This is a genomic window from Pseudoalteromonas sp. P1-26 (assembly GCF_001401795.1).
In the GTDB taxonomy this organism is placed as follows: Bacteria; Pseudomonadota; Gammaproteobacteria; order Enterobacterales; family Alteromonadaceae; genus Pseudoalteromonas.
The window spans coordinates 1-23,857 of record NZ_LKDX01000031.1; the positions used below are offsets into that span (position 1 = coordinate 1).

Annotated in this window: 19 protein-coding genes and 1 pseudogene; 17 read left to right on the forward strand and 3 right to left on the reverse strand. The window is 43.0% G+C overall.

Annotated elements, in window-relative coordinates:
* The 9 genes and pseudogenes from AN394_RS21720 to AN394_RS14630 all read left to right on the forward strand — a co-directional run.
* Positions 1 to 88 (forward strand): annotated as a pseudogene (locus AN394_RS21720) (elongation factor Tu); the annotation flags it as partial.
* A 512-nt stretch (positions 89 to 600) separates the two neighbouring features.
* Entirely contained in the window at positions 601 to 2,190 is a 1,590-nt protein-coding gene (locus tag AN394_RS14595; RefSeq protein ID WP_054561179.1) for an alkaline phosphatase, read from the forward strand.
* A gap of 11 nt (positions 2,191 to 2,201) precedes the next feature.
* Complete coding sequence (locus AN394_RS14600; RefSeq protein WP_055021866.1) at positions 2,202 to 3,998, forward strand: alkaline phosphatase; 1,797 nt, start codon at positions 2,202 to 2,204, stop codon at positions 3,996 to 3,998.
* 73 nt (positions 3,999 to 4,071) lie between these two features.
* A complete protein-coding gene (locus tag AN394_RS14605; RefSeq protein ID WP_054561177.1) occupies positions 4,072 to 4,788 on the forward strand; it encodes a hypothetical protein in 717 nt (238 codons plus the stop codon).
* A gap of 185 nt (positions 4,789 to 4,973) precedes the next feature.
* Positions 4,974 to 5,768 (forward strand): VOC family protein, encoded by a 795-nt coding sequence (locus AN394_RS14610; RefSeq protein WP_055021867.1) that lies wholly within the window; start codon positions 4,974 to 4,976, stop codon positions 5,766 to 5,768.
* A gap of 277 nt (positions 5,769 to 6,045) precedes the next feature.
* The gene (locus tag AN394_RS14615; RefSeq protein ID WP_055021868.1) at positions 6,046 to 6,711 is read left to right on the forward strand and encodes an SDR family oxidoreductase; all 666 of its coding nucleotides are present in this window, start codon (positions 6,046 to 6,048) and stop codon (positions 6,709 to 6,711) included.
* A gap of 138 nt (positions 6,712 to 6,849) precedes the next feature.
* The gene (locus AN394_RS14620) at positions 6,850 to 7,230 is read left to right on the forward strand and encodes a hypothetical protein (protein ID WP_055021869.1); all 381 of its coding nucleotides are present in this window, start codon (positions 6,850 to 6,852) and stop codon (positions 7,228 to 7,230) included.
* Complete coding sequence (locus tag AN394_RS14625; protein ID WP_055021870.1) at positions 7,227 to 9,563, forward strand: fatty acid cis/trans isomerase; 2,337 nt, start codon at positions 7,227 to 7,229, stop codon at positions 9,561 to 9,563. Before AN394_RS14620 ends, AN394_RS14625 begins: the two co-directional genes overlap by 4 nt.
* Before the next feature lie 93 nt (positions 9,564 to 9,656).
* Positions 9,657 to 11,408 carry a response regulator gene (locus AN394_RS14630; protein WP_082423001.1) on the forward strand — a complete coding sequence of 584 codons (1,752 nt, stop codon included), beginning with the start codon at positions 9,657 to 9,659 and terminating at the stop codon, positions 11,406 to 11,408.
* Between the two features lie 13 nt (positions 11,409 to 11,421).
* Here AN394_RS14630 and AN394_RS14635 read toward each other — a convergent pair whose 3' ends face one another.
* Complete coding sequence (locus tag AN394_RS14635; RefSeq protein WP_055021872.1) at positions 11,422 to 12,045, reverse strand: hypothetical protein; 624 nt, start codon at positions 12,043 to 12,045, stop codon at positions 11,422 to 11,424.
* Positions 12,046 to 12,174: 129 nt separating this feature from the next.
* On the opposite strand from AN394_RS14635, the gene modF reads away from it, so the two are divergent.
* Complete coding sequence (modF, locus tag AN394_RS14640; RefSeq protein WP_055021873.1) at positions 12,175 to 13,632, forward strand: molybdate ABC transporter ATP-binding protein ModF; 1,458 nt, start codon at positions 12,175 to 12,177, stop codon at positions 13,630 to 13,632.
* Between the two features lie 26 nt (positions 13,633 to 13,658).
* Here the strand turns inward: modF and AN394_RS14645 are convergent, their stop codons facing one another.
* Complete coding sequence (locus AN394_RS14645) at positions 13,659 to 14,537, reverse strand: TraB/GumN family protein (protein WP_055021874.1); 879 nt, start codon at positions 14,535 to 14,537, stop codon at positions 13,659 to 13,661.
* Between the two features lie 535 nt (positions 14,538 to 15,072).
* Here AN394_RS14645 and ilvG point away from each other — a divergent pair.
* The 7 genes from ilvG to can all read left to right on the forward strand — a co-directional run bounded on the left by ilvG (position 15,073) and on the right by can (position 23,522).
* A complete protein-coding gene (ilvG, locus tag AN394_RS14650; protein WP_054561168.1) occupies positions 15,073 to 16,722 on the forward strand; it encodes an acetolactate synthase 2 catalytic subunit in 1,650 nt (549 codons plus the stop codon).
* Complete coding sequence (ilvM, locus tag AN394_RS14655) at positions 16,719 to 16,964, forward strand: acetolactate synthase 2 small subunit (RefSeq protein ID WP_054554110.1); 246 nt, start codon at positions 16,719 to 16,721, stop codon at positions 16,962 to 16,964. The genes ilvG and ilvM overlap by 4 nt, the downstream gene beginning before the upstream one ends.
* Before the next feature lie 103 nt (positions 16,965 to 17,067).
* The gene (gene ilvD / locus AN394_RS14660; RefSeq protein WP_054561167.1) at positions 17,068 to 18,924 is read left to right on the forward strand and encodes a dihydroxy-acid dehydratase; all 1,857 of its coding nucleotides are present in this window, start codon (positions 17,068 to 17,070) and stop codon (positions 18,922 to 18,924) included.
* A gap of 2 nt (positions 18,925 to 18,926) precedes the next feature.
* Positions 18,927 to 20,477 (forward strand): threonine ammonia-lyase, biosynthetic, encoded by a 1,551-nt coding sequence (gene ilvA, locus AN394_RS14665; RefSeq protein WP_054561166.1) that lies wholly within the window; start codon positions 18,927 to 18,929, stop codon positions 20,475 to 20,477.
* 140 nt (positions 20,478 to 20,617) lie between these two features.
* Positions 20,618 to 21,613, forward strand: a complete 996-nt coding sequence (locus tag AN394_RS14670; RefSeq protein ID WP_054561205.1) for an ABC transporter substrate-binding protein — start codon at positions 20,618 to 20,620, stop codon at positions 21,611 to 21,613.
* Positions 21,614 to 21,662: 49 nt separating this feature from the next.
* On the forward strand, positions 21,663 to 22,841 hold the full coding sequence (locus AN394_RS14675; RefSeq protein WP_054561165.1) for a methyltransferase: 1,179 nt from the start codon (positions 21,663 to 21,665) through the stop codon (positions 22,839 to 22,841).
* 18 nt (positions 22,842 to 22,859) lie between these two features.
* Entirely contained in the window at positions 22,860 to 23,522 is a 663-nt protein-coding gene (gene can / locus AN394_RS14680) for a carbonate dehydratase (RefSeq protein WP_054561164.1), read from the forward strand.
* 51 nt (positions 23,523 to 23,573) lie between these two features.
* Here the strand turns inward: can and ubiK are convergent, their stop codons facing one another.
* Positions 23,574 to 23,837: a ubiquinone biosynthesis accessory factor UbiK gene (ubiK, locus tag AN394_RS14685; protein ID WP_054561163.1), complete on the reverse strand. Its 264-nt coding sequence runs from the start codon at positions 23,835 to 23,837 to the stop codon at positions 23,574 to 23,576.
* Between the last annotated feature and the right edge of the window lie 20 nt (positions 23,838 to 23,857).

Genomic DNA, 23,857 nt, shown 5'->3' on the forward strand with positions numbered 1-23,857 from the left:
AATCGCGATGGACGAAGGTTTACGCTTCGCTATCCGTGAAGGTGGCCGTACAGTTGGTGCTGGTGTTGTTGCAACTATCGTTGAGTAATCAACTATAGTGATGCATTAAGCATTAAGAAAAACCCGAGCTTAGTCTCGGGTTTTTTTATGGGTGAAAAGCTATCAGCTATCAGCTTTCAGACGTCAGATTCGATCGGTAGGGTTGTTTAGTGTGGTGTCTCGCTCAGCATTCGGCCTGTTCATTCTTCGGGTAGGTTGGTTTGAACGCAGCGAAACCGAACACAATCCATGTAAACCTGTACTTTGATAAAACCAAACTATCATAAAGCACTCCCAAGGTTATGCTTGACCTAGAACCTAGAACCTAGACCCTAGAGCCTTTACCCTCGCTAACTCGCAACTCACCCCTAGCACCTAACCCTATTATTTCCCCTAAAACTAATTACTTACCTATAGCTAAAGTTGTTTTTGTTTCATCATTTCGTCATGAAAAACCACTTTTTTAGTAACAATGCCTTCTTAGTATGGCTGCGCTAATTATCCAAGTGCAGTTTAGTTAGCACTCAAACTCTTAAAATAACGTACTAACGGAACGTAACGATGAAAATTAATAAAATTGCTACTGCAATTGGTTTAACGCTGGCATTGTCAGCGACGGCCAATGCAGGTGTGTTACCAGACAGTCAAAAACAAAATGATTGGTATAGTGCTGCTGAAACAAAATTAACAGAAAAAGAAGCGGCGGCTCAGGCTGAGCAAACGTTTAAAGCTAAAAATGTCATTTTATTTGTTGGCGATGGTATGGGTATCTCAACGCTAACTGCATCGCGTATCATGGCGGGGCAAATGGAAGGTAAGTCGGGCGAAGAAGGCTTACTTAGCTTTGAAGAATTCCCTTACTCAGCGCAAATCAAAACTTATAACGTTGATGCGCAAACCCCTGACTCTGCAGGCACAATGACAGCAATTATTTCAGGTGTTAAAACCGATGTAGGTGTAATTGGTGTTAACGAAAATATCGAGCGTGGCGAGTGTGCAACGGTTGCGGGTAATGAGTTAATTACCGCAACAGAGCTGGCTGAAATTAAAGGTCTAGCAACAGGTGTTGTCTCAACGGCGCGTATTACTCACGCAACCCCGGCTGCAACCTATGCAAAATCGGCTGACCGTAACTGGGAAGACGTGTCAGACATGCCAGCTGATGCTGTAGAAGCCGGTTGTGAAGATATCGCCTCACAACTTGTTAATTTCGAGAAGAACCTAGAAGCACGCTTCGTAGGTACTGACGTAGATGGTCTTGAAGTTGTGATGGGTGGCGGACGTCGTCACTTCTTACCGAAAGATGCAGCGTTCAATTCAGCTGATGCAGTCAGTGAAGTAGAAGGTGACCGTACTGATGAGCGAGACCTAACTGCTGAATGGCAAGAAATGTACCCTGATGGCAAGTACGTCATGGACCAAGCTGGCTTTGATACACTAAATGCTGACAGCAAACGTGTATTTGCATTATTTAACGAATCACACATGCAATACGAAGCAGATCGCGCTAACGATGTTGCGGGTGAGCCGTCATTATCTGAAATGACAGGTAAAGCGATCGACATCTTAAAGAGCAATGAAAAAGGCTTTTTCTTAACGGTTGAGTCTGGTCGTATCGACCATGGCCACCATGCGGGCAATGCTTATAACGCGTTAAACGATACAGTTGAATTTGCCAAAGCAGTGCAAACAGCAGTAGAGAACACCAACCCAGAAGAAACACTTATTCTTGTTACTGCCGACCACAGCCACGTATTTACTATCGCGGGTTATCCAAAGCGCGGCAATCCAATCTTAGGTCAAGTGGTTGCCATTGGTAGCGAAGAGCCAAGCCTTGCGGCAGATGGCATGCCGTACACCACAGTTGGTTATGCAAATGGTTTAGGTTTTCGCGATTTAGGTGATGAAACTGATGCAGATGCATCATATAGCGAAGCGGCATTTGCAGGTCGTGTTGATTTAACGGGTGTTGATACGACGATGCCTGGTTATCACCAAGAAGCTACCGTGCCATTAGGTTCTGAGACTCATGCGGGTGAAGATATTTCACTTCATGCAAAAGGTCCAGGTGCGCAACTAGCACAAGGCGTTGTGGAGCAAAACGTAATTTTCCACATCATTAACCAAGCTCTAGAACTAATTGAAGAATAATGGCGACGACGATGAAAAAACTAAATTTAATTTCTCTTGCTGTAGTAGTAGCGTTAGCGGGTTGTTCTGATGACGATGACAACTCACCAAAAACATTAACCGTTGAAAACACATTAGCTGTTGGTTCTGAGCAGTGTGTAAACGGTGGTACAGAAACACTAACAGGTGAAGATAGTAACGATAACGGTGAGCTAGACTCAGCAGAAGTAACGGACACAACCGTTGCATGTAATGCACCAGCAACGTCGTTAACGGCATCGCAATTAGAGCCGTTGACCGATAATGAATGGTTCAAGTCAGCACAAGTTAAAGTCGCTACTAGCGAAGAAAACATTGCTGCCGTTGTAAAAGAGTCTGGTAAAGCGAAAAACGTGATTCTGTTTGTTGGTGACGGCATGGGTATTTCAACCGTGACGGCAGCACGTATCATGGCCGGTCAGCTTGAAGGTAAGTTAGGTGAAGAGCACCAACTAAGCTTTGAAACACTACCTTTCTCAGGGTTTGCTAAAACCTATAACGTTGATGCGCAAACACCTGATTCTGCGGGGACGATGACAGCAATGGCATCGGGCGTAAAAACGGATGCTGGCGTTATCGGTGTTGATGAAGACATCGAGCGTGGTAACTGTGCAACGGTTGCAGGTAATGAACTAGTTACAGCCACTGAACTTGCAGAGATTGCCGGTAAGTCGACTGGTATTGTTTCGACAGCGCGTATCACTCATGCAACACCTGCAGCAACGTATGCAAAATCGGCCGACCGTAACTGGGAAGACGTATCAGATATGCCAGAGGCGGCAGTTACCGCTGGTTGTGAAGATATTGCATCGCAATTAGTTAATTTTGAAGCAAACCTAGAAGCACGCTACGAAGGCCTAGATGTTGATGGTTTAGAAGTTGTCATGGGCGGCGGTCGTCGTCATTTCTTACCGAAAGATGCAGCTTTTAACTCTGCTGATGCTGTGAGCGCTGTAGAAGGTGACCGTACAGATGGTCGCGACCTAACAGCTGAATGGAAAGCTAAATACCCAGCAGGTCAATATGTGATGGACCAAGCAGGTTTTGATGCAATCGATGCAGAGTCAACAGAGCGCGTATTTGGTTTATTTAATGAATCACATATGCAATACGAAGCCGATCGCGCAAACGATGTAGCGGGCGAGCCTTCGCTTGCTGAGATGACAGCAAAAGCAATTGATGTGTTAGACAACAACGCTAATGGTTTCATGCTAACAGTTGAAGCTGGCCGTATTGACCACGGTCACCACGCTGGTAATGCTTACAATGCACTAAGCGATACAGTTGCGCTTTCAAAAGCAGTCCAAGTTGCTCTTGATAAAACCAGCATTGAAGACACGTTAATCATAGTAACAGCTGACCACAGCCACGTATTTACTATTGCTGGCTACCCAAAACGTGGTAACCCAATCTTAGGTAAAGTGGTACCTGTGGGTAGTGATGAACCATCACTTGCAGCAGATAACATGCCATACACAACAGTTGGTTATACCAATGGTGGCGGTTTCCGCGACTTAGGTGATGAGACTGATGCTGATGCAGGTTATAACTATGCGCCGGTAACGGGTCGTGTTGATTTAACTGATGTTGACACAACAACACCTGGTTTCCACCAAGAAGCTGTCGTACCACTAGGCTCTGAAACACACGCAGCAGAAGATGTGGGTGTGTATGCAGTAGGCCCAGGTGCACATTTAGTAACAGGCACTAATGAGCAAAGCCTTATCTTCCATGTTATGGATTATGCCGCTGACCTTGTTAAACAAGCCGATGCTAAATTAGCACAGTAATGAGTTCTTGGGAGGCTCTAAGCCTCCCTTACTCAATTAGTTATAAAGTAAACCAAGACAAAAAGAGAATCCCGTGAAAGCTGCCATCTTACTTGCCTCATTACTTAGCCCACTTGCTGTTGCAGGGCAATGCGATATGAACACCGGTTTTACGCAAGCAGACTATACGGTCACAACAGATATAGTTGCTAATAAGCAGCATACTGAAAACACCTTTACCCTTTGGCGTACGCCTCACCAGGTGGCTAAGCAGAATCCACAGTTTATTGAATTATGGCAACAGTTGCGCAATCAACAAATTCGCCCAATTCGTTATTTTCAGCATGCCCAGCGTGGTATTGAGTATCAACCATCGGAAGTGCAAGGTGAACAAGATTGGAGTAGCAAATATCAGTTAGTAAGTGATAAGTTTTTAGCCTCTATGACGCACCAGAAAAGCACAGGTGAAGGCTGTGAGCTAACAGAATATTACACACAACAGCAGGGTGATAGCAAAATAGAGCTAAGCTGGCTTGCCAATCAAAAGTTACTCAAAGCAATTCGTATTTCAACACCAACATATAGCCGTGAAATTACTTTAACAGCCAGCCACCACAATCAACAGAATGTGCAGGCTGAGTTTGCGAAATGGGATAACTACCAAACAACCGATTACGCAGATATCGGTGATAATGAAAGCGATCCGTTTTTAGCTAAAATGATCAACTTAGGGTTTGTTGAGCATGGCGCGAGCGGTTTTTATGATGCGCAAGGTAATCAGCTCAAAGGTGAGCATGGCCATCATCACTAATTAATTATTACAATGCCGCTTTTTTAGCGGCATTTTTGTCTCTGTAACTCAGTGCTTTCTAGAGCAGTTTATTGTCTGTTTAGTTAAGGCAAAATTACTTATTTCTACGAAGTGTTGCAACTATTGTCTGGTTTGATTGGTAAATTGTGCCATTGTTGCTTAAGTTTAACCAAGGAGGAACAGTCATGACAAAAATAAATACAAAACACCCAGCAGGTACTTTCTGCTGGGCCGAGTTATGCGCGAAAGACTGGCAAGCTGCAAAGCAGTTTTATACGCAACTTTTTGACTGGAGTTTTGATGACCAGCCGATAGGCGAAGATATGTATTACACCATGCTGAAAAAACAAGGTGATGATATTGCCGCTATGTATCAAATGCCAGAAAGTATGAGCGAGATGCCAACCCATTGGTTATTGTATATTGCTGTTGATGATGTTGACCAAAGCACAGAGTTGGCAAAATCATTAGGTGCAACTGTATTGGTAGGGCCACATGATGTTATGACGGCAGGTCGCATGGTGATGCTTCAAGAACCAGGCGGTGCAACATTTGCCTTATGGCAAGCCGGTGAGCATATCGGGGCTAAACGAGTGCAAGAGCTTAACCTACCTTACTGGTTTGAGCTTGTATCGAAAGACATGCAAAAAAGTCGCGACTTTTATTGTCAGTTATTCGGGTGGCAGTTTGAGGTGAAACCCATGGAGGGCATGGACTACACCTTATTTACCATCGATGAGCAACCGATTGCGGGCATGCTTGAGATGACCAATGAATGGCCAGATGATATTCCACCCCACTGGATGCCGTATTTTGCGGTAGCAGATTGCGATCAGGCAGTCGCTAAAGCAACGCAGCTTAATGGCGCTATTTGTGTGCCAGCAACAGACATTCCAGATGTTGGGCGCTTTAGTGTGATTACCGATCCACAAGGGGCCGTATTTTCTATACTTAAATCAACCATTGATGAATTAACTTAAGCCCTTGGTTTTTGCCAATCTGTCCCAAGGTATATATATCTAAGCCCCCTCAAAATGCACAAACTCGCACCTTGAGGTGGTTTGGGTATAATACCAATCCGCAATAATACTTAGTCATTTTGAGGGATTAAACCTGTCGCTACCTGCGTTAAAAATTTCTGATTTAGAACAACTAAATAACGAAATTTTTGCCTTGTTATCAACGAGGTTTTCTTGCCTCAAAATAGACCATTTAATTAAGCGAATTGGTATAAAAAGCTAATTAAGGAGCAGATTGATGACTAAGCATGTGGTGGTTACGGGGGCCAATAAAGGTATTGGTCTTAATTTTTGTAAACAGTATTCAGCCCAAGGTTACCGTGTTACTGCAGTGGTTCGCACGCCAAGTGAGGAGCTTCAAGCACTCGATGTGAAAATTATTAGCGACATTGATGTATCTAACGCCGATGATGTTGCAACACTTGCCAATTACTTACACGGCGACAAAATTGATATTTTGATTAACAACGCCGGTATTTTTCATAACGAAACATTAGCTGACATGGACTTTGCAGCCATCGAAAAGCAAATTAGCGTGAACAGTATCGCGCCTATTCGTATTACTCATGCATTACAGCAAAGCTTAGGTATTGATGCTAAAGTGGCGATGATCACATCGCGCATGGGCTCAATTGCTGATAATGGCTCGGGCGGTTACATTGGTTATCGTATGTCAAAAGCGGCACTTAATGCCGCCAGTGTTAGTTTAGCCCATGAGCTAAAAGATAAAAAAATTGCTGTAGGGTTATTTCATCCGGGCTTTGTACAAACGCAAATGGTTAATTTTGCAGGCGATATTAGCCCTGAAACTGCTGCAGAGCGGCTCATCAAGCGGATTGACGAATTAAACCTTAGCAACACAGGTGGGTTTTGGCATTCAAACGGCGAAACGCTACCTTGGTAATGCATTTTTCACTGTTTTTATAATTCGGTTAGTTAGCGGCTAAAAAGCTGCTAACGGCTGATAAGTTTCGCTAATTATTGAACTTATAGTTTGCTATACTCGTACAATTAAAAGTCATTTTGATGTAGAGAGCAGCACATGGAATTAGAGCAAAATAGCGATTTAACCCTTCCTCTTTTTTATTTCGATGAAAACCTTCACAGCCGCGATATCGAATCTCCAGATTTACTATTACATGTAACGCTAAGCGAAGAGTTACTCGCGCAGCTTTGCCAAAATCCAGCTGTTGATAGCAGTGTCGCAATTGCCATTAATGAATATCGTCTTGAAGCGTTAAATGATAACTATCAAGCATTGATTGATGGTGAGCATGATGCGCAGCTGACACTCGTTCGTGGGCCACTATTAAGCGCGATGCTTAGCTGCGACAACGAGCAAACCTTTGTATCGCCGCAAGTTGATATGATGCCAACCTTTGATTTAGGTGATGACGCTGAAGATATCGAGGAGGAAGGATGAGAAAACTCCTCACTACCGTATTTGGTCTTATTTTATTAAGTGGTTGTGCTTATTTAGGCGCTGCTCACTACGACGAACTGTTTGGTAAAGAGCAACCTAGAGAGCGTGTTGTTGCTGCATCAACACTTGAAGGTGCTGAGTTTTTAAGTGATGTAAAGCCTGTACTCGACACTCGTTGTGTGGTTTGTCACGGCTGTTATGACGCACCATGTCAGCTTAAGTTATCTTCTGTGGAAGGTATCGACCGCGGTTTAAGTAAAGAGCGTGTTTATGACGGCACTCGTTTACTAGCCCAAGAGCCTAGTCGCTTACTGTTTGATGCGACATCTACCGCCCAGTGGCGTGAAAAAGGCTTTACGCCAGTACTTAACGAGCGAGTACAAAGCGAAGAAGCGAACCTTGCTGGAAGTGTGCTTTATAATGCCTTGGTTCTGAAGCAAAGCAGCCCACTTCCTAAGCAAGCTATTTTAGGCGATGAGTTTGATTTTTCACTCGATCGTGAACAAACATGTACCACAATGAATGACTTTGACTCATTCGCTAAAGATAGCCCGCACAGTGGTATGCCTTATGGTTTACCGGGGATCTCAAGCGAAGAGTTTCAGCACCTTGCTAAATGGCTTAAGAAGGGCGGTTACCTTGCTCATATTGAGCCTCCTGAAGAAGGCGTACTAAAACAAGTTGAACGTTGGGAAGCGTTCTTAAATCAAGATGGTTTAAAGCATCAACTGGCTGCTCGTTATATTTATGAGCACTGGTATTTAGCGCATATTTACTTCCCTGAGCATGGCGATAAACACAGTTACTTTAAGCTGGTGCGCTCTTCAACGCCACCGGGTGAAGAGATCAAACACATTAGCACCCGTCGCCCTTATGAAGACCCTAAGGTTGAGCGTGTTTACTATCGTTTAATGCATGATCGTTCGACTATTTTAGCGAAAACACATTTACCTTTAGCATTAAATGACGAAAAGCTTGCACGCATCCATTCGCAATTTATTGAAGCTGATTATCAAGTAAATAAACTGCCAAGCTATAAACCAGAAGTGGCATCAAACCCATTTAAAGCCTTTGCTGCAATCCCAGTAAACTCACGTTATCAATTTATGCTTGATGAAGCTGAGCTTATTATTATGGGTTTTATTAAAGGGCCTGTTTGTCGAGGTCAAATCGCGTTAAACGTGATTAACGACCAGTTCTGGGTGGGGTTTGCTAAACCTGAAATGGCGGCGACACCTAAAGTGGGTGAATTGTTGTTACAACATGAAGATGCCTTAGCATTACCAGCAGAAGAAGAAAGCAATGCCTTGCCGATTTCTAGTTGGGTGAAGTATTCAAAACGCCAAAACAAATACCTGTCAGCCAAAGTTGCACTGGCTAATAAGATGTTTGAGAACGGTCAGCACCTAACAACCGATTTACTTTGGCAGGGTGATGGCCATAACCAAAATGCAGCACTGACGGTGTTCCGCCACTTTGATAGCGCAACAGTTGTAAAGGGCTGGATAGGCCAGCAACCAAAAACCGCCTGGATACTCGACTACGCACTATTTGAACGTATTCACTACTTGCTGGTGGCGGGGTTTGATGTGTATGGCAACATTGGTCATCAGTTATTAACTCGTTTGTATATGGACTTTTTACGCTTAGAGGGTGAAGCAAACTACCTTGCATTATTGCCAGAAGCTAAGCGCAAAGAAATTAAAGCTCAGTGGTATCGTAAATCACCACCTAGCTTAACGAGTTTCTTTGAAGATGAATTGTCATTTAGCCAACCTACGGGTATTGAATACAAAACAATGGACTCGCAGTCAGAGTTGTTCAATATGCTAAAAGAGAAGCTTAAGCCAATTTTAAGCCCTCGTTACGACTATACGAAAGTGCCTGAGCCACTTGCTAAAATTAACAACCTTCCGGTTAAAGCAGTGAACTTGCTACCGCAAATTTCGTTTGTGTTAGTCAAAGATGGCGATGATAAGCACAAGGCCTATACCCTGATCCATCATAATGCTCATTACAATATTTCGAGCTTATTGAATGAAGAAGGGCAACGAGCTTATGACGAAGATACAGTAACGATTGTGCCTGGGTTCATAGGTGATTACCCAGAAGCCATTTGGTACTTACACAATGACCAGCAAATTGCAGCTTTTGTAGCTGGGCTTGCTAAAGCAACAGATGAAGCAGCTTACAGAGATCTGAAAAGTGAGTTCGCTATTCGCCGAACACATCCACAGTTTTGGCAATACAGCGATATTTTACACCGTGTAGCGAAAGAGTATCGCGGCGTTGAATTTGGGTTATTTGACTATAACCGACTCGAAAATCGATAAATTTCTGTTAACTATCATGTTTAAAGCCCACTTCAAGTGGGCTTTCTTGTATTCTATGAACTACAATTATTTTTAAAAAATAATGAGTAAAACATGTTGCAGCTAGTCACAGATATCCGAAGACGATATCGCTGGGGGTTATTGGCGATTGCCATATTGATCTCTGTATCAGCTATCTTGATACAGAGCCTTTTGTATATCCAAAAGGGTGACGCCAAAGTTATCAACATTGCCGGTAAGCAACGTATGCTGTCACAAAAAATAGCCTTGTACGGCAATGCACTCATTTACCATGAATCCGATCATTTTCAACAGCAACACCGAAGACTACTGCAACAAGCGGTTGAGCAATTTATTGCAGGGCATCAATTTTTAACTCAGCAAGATGAGCAAGGTCACTATATTCATTTAGATAAAGCACTTGAGGCCCATTACTTCTCGCCGCCTACCGCATTAGATGAACACGTGAAGCGTTATGTGAGTAAAGCGCAGCAGCTATTAAACAATACTAATGATTTTGCCTATGTGGACCGCTCAACATTTGTTAGTAATCAGCTTGAAGCACTACTCACAAAGCTAGACCAAGCGGTTAAGTTACTTGAGCAAAAATCAGTTCAAAAAGTCACATTTTTGGCGGTTTTAGAGTTATTGTTTTGGCTCATCGCCATGGTGTTATTAGCCATTGAGTTATTTTTCATTTTTAAACCCATGGAGAAACTGGTCACTAAAAATATTGCTAAATACAAAGAACAAAAAGAGTTTGCTGAGCGTGTTAATAAAAATAAAGAGCGTTTTATAGCCCGTACCAGTCATGAATTTAGAACACCATTGCAAGGTTTGACCGCATCAATCGAAGCGCTCGATATCAGCGACAGTCAGCAACTGACTAAACAGCAGGCGCTTTATTGCGTTAATAGGCTGGTGGCTATGCTAGACGAATTAATGGACTTACAGCAGCTAACCTCGGGAGAATGGCAGTTAAGTTTTACTAGCAGCAATTTGTTATCAACATTAAAGCAAGCTATCTCACCCTATGAATATGCCTGTAACGATAAAGGTATTACCTTGAGCGTGAACTTAGCTGAGTCACTCAATAAAGAAGTGAGCACTGACCATGCAAGGTTGACGCAAATCGTTGCTGAAATCATTAACAATGCCGTTAAATTTACTCCAAGCCAAGGCCGTATTGCCGTAACAGCTGCATGCCAAGGTGAGCAGCACTTTGTAATGGAAATACAAGATAACGGTAAAGGCTTTGAAAAGCCGCCGACAGATTTACTTAGCTACGAAAATGACTCAGAGCAACATTTTCAAGGCTTAAAAACGGGGCTGCTTAGGGTTATGCACATTGTTAAAGCATTAAAAGGAGAAATCCAATTTCTTAATGCTGAGCCACAAGGTGTGAAAGTGTTAATTAATTTTGAACTAGAAAGCACGCCTAAATCAGCAATGCCAGCGCCGCTGCCGCAAGCATTACATTGTTTAATTGTGGAAGATAACCCATTGAATGCGACAATTTTAGGTCGCATGGTTAGCCATTTAAATTACAGCTTTGATGTGGCTGAAAACGGCTTAATTGCCACAGATAAAGCCTCAGATAAGCATTACGATTTAATTTTTATGGATTTAAATATGCCAGTTATGGATGGCTTTAAAGCGATTGATATTATTCGTAATGAGCAGGGGCAACAAGTGCCAATTTTGGTGGTGACCGCCAATACATCGAATGAAGATTTGCAACGAGTATATGAGCTTGGAGCAAACTTGCACGTATATAAACCGATCTCGCTAGATTCAGTGCAAAAAGCTCTCAGCATTTTATTTACTGAGAGCTCACAGGGATAACCAAAGCGTTAAATTAGTTCGTTACTTTAATGTCGCCAACACCCACCTCGACTTCAATATCGTATTGGCCATTGCCACGATAGCTTGAATGCGAGCTAACCACTTTACGGCTAGTGTTACCGTCATTTTTTAAGCCGCGAATTTTAGTGTCGCCGACACCTGTATCAAGCTCGATACGTTTGTAGTCATCAAGCGCGCTATCAATTCTTACCGCGCCCACACCAAGCTCAATCTCAACTGAATTACTTGCGTCGTTAATTTCAATATCGCCAACACCAAGTTCAACATCAATTGCCATCGATTTAGGCATTTTTACATGCCAGTTTTGTTGAATGTCGTCGTTATCTAATTTTAAGCTAAGTGAGCTGGCGCTTTGCGAGTGGCTTAATTCAATATCTGATAAATCGACATCAGTGCTGAACCAGCTATTGTCATTTTTTGGTTCAATGCGAACCGTAACGACGACTTCGCTACCGTCATAGCTTTCGACCTCTAAGCTGCCCACCGGAAAATCAATGTCAAGCTGGCTTGCGCTATTCACTGCGAAGTTGTGATTTAGTTCACGTGAATCTTTTGCCATTGCGTATGTTGTTGTTAGTGCTAAGCTAATTGCTGCTACACAAAGTAATTTTTTCATTGTCTGTTTCCTGTTGATGACCTTTTATACCTTAGTCGCAGCTGTGTTCAAAAAAGGTTTAAACGATTTTTAATTTTTTATCGAATACGGTAACGTCAAGCTAACGGTAACTTAGAATGAGGATTCAAAGTGCAACAAGTGCAGTTGGTTAATGTTAAAGCTAGCCTAAAGGGGCAGGGCAATGACGTTTATTATTTAGATGATCTCAATATCAATGTATCGCCATTGCAGCAATGGGTCTTACTTGGTGCGAATGGGGCGGGTAAATCGGCCGTGGCAGCTGCCATTGCCGGTTTTGCGAAAATAGAAAAAGGCCAGTATGAGAATAGCTTTGAGCGTATAGCATTGGTTTCGCCAGACAGCCAAAAGCAGCTCCTTGCGGCTGAGCTAACAAAAGATCAAGATGATATTATTGATGGTGTTACGCCTTCGAGTACGGTTTATGAGTTAATTATTGCAGGTCGAGACGAGCAACAGCTTGATAGTGATTTGCTACAGCAGTTAATAAGCCTATTTGATTTTAGTGACAAACTTAGCAAGGCATTTCGCGATTTATCGACCGGTGAAACCCGCAAACTGATGTTGATTCAAGCCATAATAGGTCGACCAGATTTACTTGTGCTTGATGAGCCTTTTGATGGTTTAGATGTCACGGCAATGGCAGGGCTTAATCAGCTACTCGCAGAGCTTAGTAAAACAACGACCCTTATTTTTGTGCTCAATCGCTTAACTGAGATCCCTGACTTTGTTGATCATTACGCCTATGTTAAAGAGGGGCATGTCACAGAGCAATTAGCGAAGCCTACACCCGAGCAGCGCGATGATTTACTAAAGCTATTGCATCTAACTCATACTCAGTTACAAATACCTGAGGCTGATATTGACCATCAAGCGCCTCCGCTCACGGATTCAATGCTGGTAAGACTCAATAACGCAGCAGTGAGTTATGGCGGCGAGGCTGTATTTGAAAAACTAAACTGGCAAATTAACCAAGGCGAACATTGGCAGTTAACAGGTAAAAATGGCTCAGGTAAAACCTGTTTGCTGAACCTTATCACAGGTGATAACCCGCAGTGTTACAACAACGATATCAAGGTGTTTGGCTATCAGCGCGGAAGCGGTGAGAGTATTTGGCAAATTAAACAGCACATTGGTTATATTTCTAACGCGCTGCATATGGATTATCGAGTGAGTATCACCGCGCTCAATACGGTTGTTTCGGGCTTTTATGACAGCATTGGTCTTTACCAAAAAGCCACCGATAAGCAACTTGCCATTGCCAAAAAGTGGTTAGCGTTATTAGGGTTAAGTGATAAACAAAGCAGTTCATTTAGCCAGCTGTCTTTTGGTGATCAGCGTTTATTGTTGATTGCTCGGGCTATGGTTAAACACCCTAACTTATTGATCCTTGATGAGCCTTGCTTAGGCCTCGATGAAGCGAATAGGCAACGAGTGTTATTACTAATAGAAAAAATCTGCGCTGCAGGCACCAGCACCGTGGTGTATGTTAATCACCACGCGAGTGACAAAATAGCCGGTATCAACAATTATTTAGAGATGGCAGATTTCACAAAAAAAGCGCCATAAGGCGCTTTTTTAATGATTGAAATCATTTAGATACGGGTAATGGTAAAACCTTTATCTGTTAATTGCTTCAATAAACCGTGTTGCTCTGGTAAGTGCAAAGCGCCCACTGCAATGAACAGCTTTTCTTTACCGATGCGAGTCGATAGTTGATTAACCCAATCGTTGTTACGGTCTATCAACATCACTTGCTCGCTTAGTTGACCATATTCAGAGTCATCAAAGCTTTCGTTATAAAACTGCGTAAGTGTTTTCATATCACCCGATTTCCAAGCCTTGATAAGACCAAAAAAGTAGGTGTCTACGTCTGCAAGTTGCTCGAATGTTTCTTCGATCATCTTGTCATTCATAATTGCTAAGTGCTCAAACATTTCCATTTGGCGTTCTAGAGTTTCGAGCTCACCAATAGAAATTTTATGTTCTTGAGCGTAAGCAAGTACTTGCTTGTCGATGCCGTATTGATCTGAAAAACCAACGTTTTGGAACTCCATTTGCATCATGGTGACCATCACCGCCCACGGTGCTAAGTTCTTAAACATCGCAATATCAATTGATTTATTAGCAAAGTACTTTTGCAGTTTTGCATAGTTTTCTGGTGATAATTCAGATTGTAAGGTTTTGCCATTTTTCAGCATCATAAATGGTAATGAGCGACGCTGCATTTCCATCGGTGAAATGGCGCTGATATCCACCTCAACAATGACTTTATCTGAGTTATCGAGTGCTTTTGTTACCTTACTTGGCAAGCCTTTCATGCTGTTATCGCCAACATGCACGGTACCAAATAAATAAGAAGCAACGCCGTTTTTTTCTACTTTCCATAACCCCGGCTCTGCAAGTGCATATTGGCTAAAACCAAGCAGTAGCACCATAAAAAACAGGGCATTTATACGCTGGACGAATTTCATAACTTTCCTTTTCATAACGTGGTTTTTTCAATACTAAACTAATTTTTCTTTGAGGCGTTAAATTAAATCGGCTTTATGCAGAAAAATCACATCTAATTGCTAAAAATTAATCAATCATATAATTGCAAATAACGAGGTATGAAATTTCAATTTTCAATAAATAGTGAAATATAAATCTTTATATGTGAAATTGTTGAATATTTATTTCTTTAATATTGCTTTTTAGCCTGTTTTTTGAATTGATTTTTATGTTGACTTACAGGCCCCAGCGCGGTACTAATAGAAAAAGACAGCGGGATGGCTAGATTTCCGCTACAAATGAACAGAATTTGGTTACAGATAAATGCTTACAAACAAACTTTCTCTAATTCTAATTAACGTCGTGGTGATTATTATTACCGCGGGGGCTAGTTAGTGCTTAGAGAAAAGTGAAGCATTTAAAAAGCCCCCCGCACTTAACAGTCCGGGGGGCTTTTTCGTTTTAAGGTTTGAGTTGCAGCAAATACACAATGTCACTGAGGAATGAGGATTTACGATGACAGGCGCAGAGTTAACAATCGATTTATTAGCCAAACATGGCGTTAAGGATGTTTTTGGATACCCAGGTGGTGCCATCATGCCTATTTACGACGCCTTGTACGGTGCGCCAGTCAAACATTATTTGACGCGTCATGAACAAGGAGCGGGTTTTGCAGCTGTAGGGTTTGCCCGCAGCACAGGCAAGTTAGGTGTGTGCTTTGCAACTTCAGGCCCTGGTGCGACTAACTTAATAACAGCCCTTGCTGATGCGATGATGGATTCAGTGCCGTTACTTGCAATCACAGGGCAAGTACCTACCGCAGCGATAGGCTCCGACGCCTTTCAGGAAGTGGATGTGTTAGGTATGTCGTTATCATGTACTAAACATAGTTACATGGTTGAAAGAGCTGAAGACTTAGCCGAAATACTACAAGAAGCCATCCACCTAGCGCAAAGCGGCCGCCCAGGCCCTGTATTAGTTGATATCCCAAAAGATATCCAAATGGCGCAAGTACCATTCCACCCTTGGTTAGCTGCTGAAGATCATTTACCAAAATTAGACGCAAACCAAGTTGCGATAGCCAATCAAATCTTAAGTGAGGCGCAGCGCCCTGTGGCGTATATTGGTGGTGGCGTACAGGCTGCTGATGCACAAAACGAGCTTATGCAGTTTTTAGAAAAAACACATATGCCTGCGGTATCAACATTAAAAGCGCTAGGCAGCGTATTACCTGATTATGAATATGACCTTGGCATGCTAGGTATGCATGGTGGTAAAGCGGCTAACTTAGCAGTGCAAGAGTGTGATGTTTTGGTTTGTATCGGTGCTCGTTTTGACGACCGTGTTACTGGCAATTTAAGCAAGTTTGCCGCAAAAGCAAAAGTAATACACCTTGATATCGACGCCGCAGAGGTTGGTAAGCGTAAGCCTGCAAAAGCATCATTAGTCGCAGATTTAAAAACCTCATTACCGCAACTTGATTGTTTTGTAACGCCTGATGAGTGGTTAACGCACATCGAAAGCATGATGAAAGAACATGCATGGCGTTATGACTATCCAGGCGAGAAAGTATTTGCCCCTTATTTATTAAACCAGCTAAGCCAAAAAATGCCAGCAACGGGTGTTGTGTGCTGTGATGTGGGTCAGCACCAAATGTGGGTGGCACAGCACATGAAGTTTAGCCACCCAAGTAATCACTTAAGTAGTGGTGGTGCGGGTACCATGGGCTTTGGTTTACCGGCCGCTATCGGCGCTCAAGTTGCTCGTCCAAATGATTATGTGATCACAGTGTCGGGTGATGGCTCAATCATGATGAACATTCAAGAACTGGCAACAATTCGCCGTAACAATCTGCCAGTTAAAATTCTAATCCTAGATAACCAGCGCTTAGGCATGGTACGTCAATGGCAGCAGCTATTTTTTGAAGGTCGTTATTCTGAAACAAACCTTTCAGATAATCCTGATTTTGTGCAGTTAGCAGCGGTGTTTGGCATTCCAGGTCAAACCATCACTAAAGCAGATGAAGTCGATGCTGCGGTTGATGCGTTAGTAAATAGTGAAGGCCCATACATTCTGCATGCCTGTATAGATGATAAAGAAAATGTATGGCCGCTTGTACCACCCGGTGCTGCCAATGATGAAATGATGACGGAGACAGTAAAATGAAACACACCCTAACGATTGCGCTAAAAAATCAAAGTGTCGCTGTAGAGCGCTTTTTACGCGTTGCGCGTCATCGTGGCTTTGACCTAACAACCATGAATTTAGAAATGGCTGATGAAGCGTTTCACGTCACCATGACGGTAGACAGCGATAAGCCAATTTATCTACTAACATCACAATTGAATAAATTGGTTGATGTGAAACACGTCAATGTTGAAAACCAATTTCAACAACAAGCAATCTAGTAAAAATCAACAGGTAGCTAGAGCAATCAGATTGATGCTTTAGTGAGAAATAAATTAGGAATGAGGAAGTCAGTGGCATGCCACTGCAACAACTGAGGTAATTATGGCTAAATTAAGAAGTGCAACAACAACAGAAGGTCGCAAACGTGCAGGGGCGCGTGCTTTATGGCGTGCAACAGGGATGACAGATAAAGACTTCGGTAAGCCAATTATCGCTGTTGTTAACTCATATACTCAGTTTGTACCGGGTCATGTTCACCTTAACCAACTTAGTGAGCTAATGGCTGAAACCATCACTGAAGCCGGTGGTGTACCAAAAGAATTTAATACTATTGCGATCGACGATGGTATCGCAATGGGTCACGGTGGCATGCTGTATTCACTACCATCGCGTGACTTAATTGCTGACTCTGTGGAATACATGGTTAATGCGCACTGTGCTGATGCCATGATCTGTATTTCTAACTGCGACAAAATCACTCCGGGGATGATGCTCGCAGCACTGCGTTTAAATATTCCGGTTATTTTCGTATCAGGTGGTCCAATGGAAGCGGGTAAAACACGCCTTGCTGATATCGACATTAAACTTGATTTAGTTGATGCCATGGTAAAAGGCGCTGATACCACAGTAAGCGATGAAGACTCTGAAAAAGTAGAGCGCTCTGCGTGTCCTACTTGTGGTTCATGTTCGGGCATGTTTACTGCCAACTCAATGAACTGCTTATTAGAAGCGATTGGTTTAGCACTGCCGGGTAACGGTACCACACTAGCTACGCATAAAGACCGTAAACAACTTTACGTTGAAGCAGGTGCGCGCATTGTTGATTTATGCCGTGAGTATTATCAAAAAGACAATGCAGCAGTGTTACCACGTGCTATTGCTAATCGCACTGCCTTTATGAATGCAATGGTGGTTGATATTGCTATGGGTGGTTCATCAAATACGGTTTTACACTTATTAGCTGCAGCGCAAGAAGCGGGTGTTGATTTTGATATGTCGCACATCGATGAGCTTTCTCGCAAAACACCTTTCCTTTGTAAAGTGGCGCCTGCAACCAATAAATATCATATTGAAGATGTGCACCGTGCTGGTGGCATGATGGCAATTATCCGTGAATTAGGTAAGGCTGGCCTTGTCGATTTAACTGTTGATCACGTAGCAGGACACACTATGGCCGAAATGGTGACTAAATGGGATGCCACCGATCCTAATAATGAAGTAGCGCAAAAATTCTATAAAGCAGGCCCTGCGGGTATCCGCACTACAAAAGCAATGAGCCAAGAGTGCCGCTGGCCAGAACTTGATAATGACCGTGAAAACGGCTGTATTCGCAGTGTTGAAAATGCCTTTCGTCAAGATGGTGGCTTAGCTGTACTTTCAGGTAACTTAGCCCTTGATGGCTGTATTGTTAAAAGTGCCGGTGTAGTTGAAGAAATGCTGCACTTTGAAGGCCCTGCGGTTGTATACGAATCACAAGATGATTCGGTAGAAGGTATTCTTAACGGCGAAGTGAAAGCCGGTGACGTTGTTGTGATTCGTTACGAAGGACCAAAAGGCGGCCCAGGCATGCAAGAAATGCTGTATCCAACGAGTTACTTAAAATCAATGGGCTTAGGTGAAAAGTGTGCGCTTATCACCGATGGTCGTTTCTCGGGTGGTACATCGGGTTTATCAATTGGTCACGTTTCACCAGAAGCAGCAAGTGGTGGTGCAATCGCCTATGTTGAAAATGGGGATAAAATAGTAATTGATATCGCAACCCGTGAAATCACCCTAGCCCTGTCTGATGAAGAGCTTGAAGCGCGTAAACAAAAGCAACTAGCACGCGGTAAAGATGCTTATAAACCACTTGATCGTGACCGTTATGTTTCATCTGCACTTAAAGCCTATGCGTTACTTGCAACCAGTGCAGACAAAGGAGCTGTTCGCGATTTAGCAAAACTTGAGGAGCTTAGTTAATTATGGTTTCTCAAGAGCTCGATTATTTTCGCGCTATTATCCAAGCGAACATGGAGCCCCTTGCAAAAGTCACTGAGGTCAGCGAAATGGCTGATCTTAGTGCACGGCTAGGCAACCATGTGTGGTTAAAGCGTGAAGACCAACAACCGGTTTATTCATTTAAGCTTCGTGGTGCATTTCATAAACTGAGCAAGTTGCCAAAAGGTTCTGATGTGATCACAGCCTCAGCGGGTAACCATGCACAAGGCGTTGCACTCAGTGCTTCATTTTTAGGCCATAAAGCTACGATTGTGATGCCAGTCACCACACCTGAAATTAAAGTGAATGCAGTACGTTCACTCGGTGGTGAAGTGGTATTACACGGCCATCATTTTGATGCGGCAAAAGCCCATGCTTTAGAGCTGACAGAGCAGCGTAACGGGGTGTTTGTGCCACCGTTTGATGATCCTGATGTGATTGTTGGCCAAGGTACCGTTGCCCGTGAATTAATGCAGCAATTGAATGACCTTGATGCTGTTTTTATTCCTGTTGGCGGTGGTGGTTTGCTAGCAGGCATGGCGGTGTACATTAAGTCGTTACGTCCTGATATCAAAGTCATTGGTGTTGAAGCTGATGAGAGTGCTTGCCTAAAAGCAGCGCTTGAAGCAGGCAAGCCTGTTGAGCTTGACCGTGTTGGTAGCTTTGCAGATGGTGTAGCCGTAAAAGTTATTGGCACAGAAACATTTCGTTTAGCGCAAAAGTTTTGTGATGAAGTGGTCACTGTAACGGGCGACGAAATCTGCGCCGCAATGCAAGATATCTTTGTTTCGACTCGTGCTATAGCGGAGCCTTCAGGGGCGCTATCAACAGCGGGCCTTAAAAAGTGGTGCCAACAAAATGGTGTTAAAGGCTTAAACGTAGCTGCGATTTTATCGGGTGCAAACTTAAACTTTGACCGCTTACGTTATGTTGCAGAGCGAACGGCACTTGGTGAAAAGAACGAAGCACTTCTTGCTGTGACTATTAAAGAAGAGAAGGGTAGCTTTAAGCAGTTTTGTAACTCATTAGGTGGCAGAGCTATCACCGAGTTTAATTACCGTTATGCAGGCCCTGGCGAAGCGCAAATTTTTGTTGGTATTGCCTTAAGACAAGGGCAGCAAGAGCTCGATGAGTTAAAAGCAGCACTGACAGAAAATGACTACACGTTTTGCGATCTATCAGATAACGAGCTGGCTAAATTGCATATTCGTTATATGGTGGGTGGTAAAGCGCCAGCTCAACTTCATGAGCGTTTATTACGCTTTGAGTTTCCTGAATACCCAGGTGCACTGGCGCGATTCTTAGATACCCTTGGTAGTAATTGGAATATTACTTTATTCCATTACCGTAACCATGGTGGAGCTATTGGTAATGTGCTGGCGGCCTTTGCTATCGAACCGAGTGATTATGAAGTATTCAATGAGCATTTGAACCGTTTGGGATACAACGTTCAAGATGAAACAAACAACCCATGTTTCACCCAGTTCCTAACCAGCCAAGGTCAGGAGTTGAGCGCAGTGAAAGTGGCTAATTAGTTATAAAACCTGAATAAGGCTGCTAACTAGCAGCCTTGTTTTTTTCTCTATTTTTCCTATAGTTAATGCACGGTTTCAAGCAAGGATGATGCGTGCAAGGTATAAAAAGCCTATTAGGGGTAATCTGTTTAATACTAACTATGAGCGCGCAGTGCGCTGATAAAGTTAGCTTACAATTAAAATGGACTCACCAGTTTCAATTTGCAGGCTATTATATGGCTGCTGAAAAAGGCTTTTATAAGGAAGCTGGCCTTGATGTCTCTATTATTCCTGCTGATCCAAACCACCCAGATACCTTCCCTAAAGTACTAAGCGGTAAAGCCGATTTTGCCATTACTCACTCAGGCATATTACAAAAGCGTCAGCAAGGCGCTCCGGTTGTTGCCCTTGGAGCCATACTGCAGTTTTCACCTTACTGCTGGATGGTAAAAAATAACTCAGATATTTTTCAGCCAAGAGACTTTGCTGGTAAAAAGCTAAGTAAAATCGGTTCAATAGAAAATGCTGAATTGCTGGTGATGTTACAGCGCGCAGGATTGAGCCTAGAAAGCTTGATGGCAGCTAGCCATGAAGGCGGTATTAAAGAGTGGCTTGCCGGTAATTTAGATGCGGTGCAAGTTTATGTCACCAATGAGCCTTACACGATGACATTACAAGGAGTAGGTCACCGACTCATTTGCCCGCAAAAGTTTGGTTTGAATGTGTATGGCGATATTTTATATACCTCTGAGCAATTTTTAGCGAAAAAGCCTGAGGTTGTTGAGCGCTTTTATCGTGCCAGCTTAAAAGGGTGGCGGTATGCCTTATTACACTTAGAAGAAAGCATCGATGTAACCAAGCAGCACTATGCCACCCATAAAAGCGTACAAGAGCTGGCCTATGAAGCCCATGTGTTAGCAAGCTACATTCAACCACCGGGCATTAATCTTGGCAATATGTCGATGGCAAAGTGGCGTTTGATTGCAGATTTATATGGCTTAGATCAGGATGAGTTTGATCAGGCCTTTGATGGCTTTATGTATGATCAACAGCAAACAGAAGGGTTTGAGCTATCTTGGATGCTGATCCTAGCCATCATTTTAAGTATTGCATGTGTGCCATTGTACATTCGTTTGATCAGTAGTAACCGACGTTAAATAAGATAAATCTGTTATACTGCTTTTTATTTCTTGTCGCTAAGTAGTTATGACACTTGCCGAGCACTTTGCTGCCTTAGATGCACTGCTATTTTCAACCCGCCAATACTGGCAATGTACCGCATTTGATTTTGATGATCTTCCTTGGCCTGAATTAGCCAACTTATTATGGGCGCTTGATGACCAACAAGTGAGTGAACTTGATGCCGATCAGCAGGCTTTATATCGTTATTTTACTGATGAAATCGAACACATCGAAAAGCTGGCTGAATTGTGTGAGTTGCCAGCGATAAGTGCTGCCCGTAATGAATTTCCGTTTTGGATAAGTAATGGCATTAAAGGCCGTAAATTTGAGCAACTACAAGACTTTGTCGCAGCGATCAGTCAGCAGCCATTAAACCAGCCCGTTCTAGAATGGTGCGCAGGTAAAGGGCATTTAGGTCGCATGTTGGCATTTAATGGTGCACCACGTGTACATAGCATTGAGCTACAACAACACTTGTGCGACCAAGGCCAACACAGTGCTAAGCAACAGCAATTGGCGATGCAGTTTTCACAAGCTGATGTATTAACCGATGACACAGATGACTTTTTTGAAAGCCAGCAGCATGCTGTTGCTTTACATGCCTGTGGTCGCCTGCATCAAACATTTATGCAGCAAGCAAGCAAAGCGAAAACCCAGCAAATCAGTTTTTCACCGTGCTGTTATCATTTATTCACAGATAACGCCTATCAAGCAATGAGCGAGCCTGCCAAGCAAAGCCAACTTGCACTTACTCATCGCGATTTAAAACTGGCGCTGCAAGAAACGGTAACAGCACCGAGCCGAGTTGATAAGGTAAGAAAAACAGAGGTTGAATGGCGTCTTGGATTTGATGCGCTACGTAAATCGCTGACCGGTGAAATGCACTATGTGAGTGTGCCATCAGTGAACAAAGCGATCTTCTCTGATTCGTTTAGCTCATTTTGTTTGTGGGCAGCTGAGAAAAAATCATTATTTTTACCAGAAGGCATTGATTATAATAAATTTTTAGAGATAGGTAAAAAGCGCAAAAGGATTACTGAGCGAGTTGAACTCGTCCGACATGTGTTCAGAAGGGCAATTGAAGTTTGGCTCGTGCTCGATCGTGCTTTATATTTGCAACAACAAGGGTATCAAGTAACAGTTAGTACGTTTTGCGAAAAGCAGCTGACACCAAGGAATATCTTGATCCAAGCTAATTATTAAATACCGTAAAGAGGCGCAATGAGAAAGTTAAAAAATTTATTCGAGAATAATAAACGTTGGGCAGCGCGTACGAGTGAAAATGATCCTGAGTTTTTCAAAATTCTATCAATGCAGCAAAATCCAGAGTACCTGTGGATCGGTTGTTCTGACTCGCGTGTACCTGCAAACGAAATCGTAGACTTATTACCGGGTGAGCTATTTGTTCACCGTAACGTGGCAAATGTTGTTGTGCATACCGACCATAACTGTCTTTCGGTAATGCAATACGCTGTTGAAGTACTGAAAGTGAAGCACATCATGGTCGTTGGTCACTATGGCTGTGGTGGTGTTCAAGCAGTATTAAACGAAGCGCGTTTTGGCTTAATTGATAACTGGCTACGCCACGTAGGTGATGTAAAAGAAAAACACATCGAACAACTCAATGCATTACCTGAGCAAGAGCGTTTAAATAGCTTAATTGAACTAAACGTTATCGAACAAGTACGTAACGTGTGCCGTACTAACATTGTGCAAGATGCTTGGGCGAAAGGCCAAGAGTTAACAATTCATGGTTGGGTGTATGGCTTAGCAAATGGTCACCTTAATGATCTAGAGTCGGTAGTGACTTGTGCAGAAGAAGCCAGTGATACCTACGGTATTGCCGTTAAGCGCGTATTTGAACGCGTGGCAGAAAAAAGCTAAACCTAAAACTAGCTAGGTAGAAAAAAGGAGAGCTAATTCGCTCTCCTTTTTTTATTGTTCGTCTTGTTTGCTAGCAAGTTGCTGCTCGAGCAATGCAACTTTCTCTTCAAGCTCAGTGAGTTTTTCACGAGTACGAATAAGTACTTGGCTTTGAATATCAAACTCATCACGGCTTACAAAGTCCATCTCAGCAAGTTTGTTTTGAATAGCTTGCTTTGTTTTGCCTTCAACTGTTTCGGCAAGGTTTTTCACGCCTTGCGGCATGTTGTCAGTAATTTGCTTAGCGATTTCTTCAAGTTTTGCTGGGTTGATCATCTTCGTCCCTTGAGTCACGT